Genomic DNA, 3,588 nt, shown 5'->3' with positions numbered 1-3,588 from the left:
GCTTTTCCGTCCGCAAAATGAGGGTATCATTTTGCGAGACATCGAAAAGCGTCAAAGGCTCCACGCCCAGTGGCGCCCTTTATTCCAAATATTTGGGCGAGCAAATATTTGGTGGGGTGTAAGGGGCAACGCCCCTTAGCTTTCATCTTTAATAAGCCACGCAAAACTCAAAACCACAGTCATAAAGTCAGTAAGAGCCGTGGAAAAATCAAAAATACAAAAAGAATATATAACCCATAACGACAGATTTATTATAAGGCTTATCTTCGTCTCCTTTATGCTTTTAAAGTAGTAACTGCATACCGTATACTCTCCCGTGGCAATAATCGGAAGAATACCAAGAAGTCCTCTGTTGTTAAACAAAAGCCCGAAAAGTACGGTAAACACAAAACATACTGTCATCACCTTTTTGTTGTACACATCTTTGTATATTGCATAATTCCTCACCGCCGTTGCCGTAAGAGCCGCAATCCCGGCATAAGACTTAAAAAACAAAGATGCCACAATCAGCAAAAGAGCATTTATTGTCTGAAACAGAAAAAGCCTGTTTCTGTCTTTCATCACTCCGCTGCTTATCATAAATCCCGCAGCCGTCAAAGATATTATGTTTCCTATAAATATATTCATAAAGTACCTCTAATCAAAACACTTTCGCCTTTTAATAAGGAGTAAAATGTTTAAAAGGAGCTTTAAAAGCTCCTTTTCGTTATTTCATTTTCTTCTGTTGTCTTCTTTTGTTTTCTTCTTTGATTCTTAACTGTTTGTCCAAAATTTCTTTTCTTACTCTCAAATGGTTTGGAGTAACTTCAAGCAATTCGTCGTCGTTTATAAATTCAAGATACTGCTCCAGACTAAGCTGTCTGTGAGGAGTAAGTCTCAACGCTTCGTCGCTTCCTGCGGCACGCATGTTCGTAACCTGCTTTCTCTTGCAGACATTTACCGTCATATCATCCGGTCTTGAGTTTTCTCCCACAACCATACCTTCGTAAACCGTAGTATTCGGACCTATGAACAAAGAACCTCTTTCCTGCGCATTATAAAGTCCGTAAGTTATGCTCTCTCCCGGTTCGCTGGCTATCAAAGATCCTCTGCTTCTTCCTTCCAACTCTCCTTTGTAAGGCATGTACTTTTCAAAGTTTGAATTTACCACAGCCGTTCCTTTTGTCGCCGTCATAAGTTCACTTCTGTATCCTATCAACCCTCTTGACGGTATCATGAATTCAAGCCTTGTGTATCTGTCTGAAGACTTGTCCATATTAAGAAGCTCTCCTTTTCTTGTGGCACAACTTTCTATAACGGTACCCGTGTACTCGTCATCCACATCGACTATAAGTTTCTCAAAAGGCTCGCATAATACTCCGTCAATTTCCTTGGTTATAACCGTAGGCTTCGATACCATAAATTCATAGCCTTCTCTTCTCATGTTTTCTATCAGTATCGAAAGGTGAAGCTCACCTCTTCCCGAAACCTTGTAAGTGTCTGCACTGTCGGTCGGCTTAACTTCAAGAGATATGTTCGACAAAAGCTCTCTGAAAAGCCTGTTTCTCAAGTGCCTGCTGGTAACGTATTTTCCGTCCGTTCCCGCAAGAGGCGATGTGTTTACCGAAAAATTCATCGAAAGCACGGGCTTGTCTATTTCCACAAAAGGCATCGCTTCCACTTCGTCAGAAGCTCCTATCGTCTCGCCTATGTTTATATCCGCAATCCCCGCTATACATACTATCTCTCCCGCAGAAGCACTCTTGCAAGGCACCTTCTGAAGTCCCTCGTAAGTGTAAAGCTGAGAAATTTTACCCTTTGTTATTTCTCCGTCCTTTCTCGCTATGCTTACCGTGTCGTTTGACGCTATATGTCCTCTTTCTATCTTTCCTATGGCAAGTCTTCCCGTGTATTCGTCGTATTCTATATTAGATACCAAAAATTGGAAGGGCTTATCTTCATCTCCCGAAGGACAAGGTATGTTTTCTTTTATCGCCTTAAACAACACTTCGAGATTGTCGTCTTTTTTCACAGGGGTTTCGCTTGCCCAGCCCTGTTTTGCAGAAGCAAAAAGTATCTTGGAATCCAAATAACTTTCGTCCGCTTCCAAATCTATAAACAATTCAAGCACATCATCCGCAATCTTCTCCGGTGTTGAGTTCTCCCTGTCCACCTTGTTTATTACTATTATTACAGGAAGATTTTGGTCAAGGGCTTTCTTTAAAACAAATCTGGTCTGAGGCATACACCCTTCAAAAGCATCCGCCAAAAGAATAACCCCGTTTACGAGAGAAAGACTTCTCTCAACCTCTCCCCCAAAATCCGCATGCCCCGGTGTGTCGACGATGTTTATCTTTATATCATCATAATAAACCGAAGTGTTCTTCGCCAAAATCGTAATCCCTCTTTCTCTTTCCAAATCATTTGAGTCCATTACTCTTTCGTCTACATCTTCATTTTCCCTGAACGTTCCGCTTTGTTTTAACATTGCATCTATTATCGTTGTCTTTCCGTGGTCAACGTGCGCTATAATGGCAATATTTCTTATATTTTCCTTTTTCATATCCGATTTTCCTTTTGTGTTTTATTTGACTTAAAGTGCCTGAAACACTCTGATATTCATTAACTAAAAAATTATAGCACTATACAAATACATTGTCAATTTACTGAAAACAAAAATCACAAATCAAAATTTTATATAAAAGTACCCCCTCACTTCGGATAAAACACCAACCTTACTTTTTATGATTTTATCATTTTATAAATCCTCTGCTTAAATATATATAGTATAAACACCAAAATCCTTATAACTCTGTAAAATAAGAAAAATAAACAATAAAAAATACACCTATGCAACAAAATATACCTATGCATATAAACAAAAAATTTAAAGATACTGAATATAAATATATCTAACTTAATTCTGTCAACAAATAAAAATACGAAAAAACAAAACCGAAAAATCCCTAAAACAAATAACCTCCGAACCTCTAAAAAACGTAATACTAAAATTACAGACTAAAAAAAGAACACCCCCTACTTAAAACAAATTCCAAAATCAATGTATAAAAATATTATTTTAACAGATAATAAACAAAAAACGGAGGTAAGAAATGGATAAATACGAATGCACCATGTGCGGATATATTTACGAAGAAGAACTGGGAGATCCCGACAGCAATATACCGCCAAAAACAAAATGGAAAGATGTTCCGGATACTTACGTATGCCCGGTATGCTTTGTAAAAAAAGACGCTTTCGAAAAAATCGACCTTTAAACAAACACTCATAACGTTAAATATCTTTCACCCCTTTTAACGAAGATTTTTAAACCCTCTTCATTAAAAGGGGCTTTTATTTTACCCTTCATTAAAATACGGTTAAACTACAGTTAAAAAACGTCTGCTTAAAAAGAATGGTGATATAATGTTAAAAACATATTTTTGGAGGAACTTTATATGAAACAATCTTTATACATAAAAAATATCAAAACTTCCCTTAAGGATAATACAAAACGGTTTATCGCCACCTTCGCCTTTACGCTCTTGTTTCTCCTTGTCACTTTCCTCAGTGATATGGGTATAATAAAAGGCGAAATTTACAACATAC

At 37.5% G+C, this 3,588-nt stretch carries 3 protein-coding genes; 1 reads left to right on the top strand and 2 read right to left on the bottom strand.

What is annotated here, in order from left to right; all coding sequences use genetic code 11:
• Positions 1–135: 135 nt before the first annotated feature.
• Positions 136–627 (bottom strand): YgjV family protein, encoded by a 492-nt coding sequence (locus QZ357_RS04555; RefSeq protein WP_290772383.1) that lies wholly within the window; start codon positions 625–627, stop codon positions 136–138.
• Between the two features lie 79 nt (positions 628–706).
• Positions 707–2,542 (bottom strand): translational GTPase TypA, encoded by a 1,836-nt coding sequence (gene typA / locus QZ357_RS04550; protein ID WP_290772380.1) that lies wholly within the window; start codon positions 2,540–2,542, stop codon positions 707–709.
• Positions 2,543–3,092: 550 nt separating this feature from the next.
• Between typA and QZ357_RS04545 the strand changes: the two genes are divergently transcribed.
• Positions 3,093–3,257, top strand: coding sequence for a rubredoxin (locus tag QZ357_RS04545; RefSeq protein WP_290772377.1), 165 nt, complete (start codon positions 3,093–3,095; stop codon positions 3,255–3,257).
• The last annotated feature ends 331 nt before the right edge of the window (positions 3,258–3,588 follow it).

The organism is Anaerofustis sp., assembly GCF_019420015.1.
Lineage (GTDB): Bacteria > Bacillota > Clostridia > Eubacteriales > Anaerofustaceae > Anaerofustis.
Note: the sequence above shows the minus strand (reverse complement) of the source record. Positions and strands in the feature narration are given on the sequence as shown.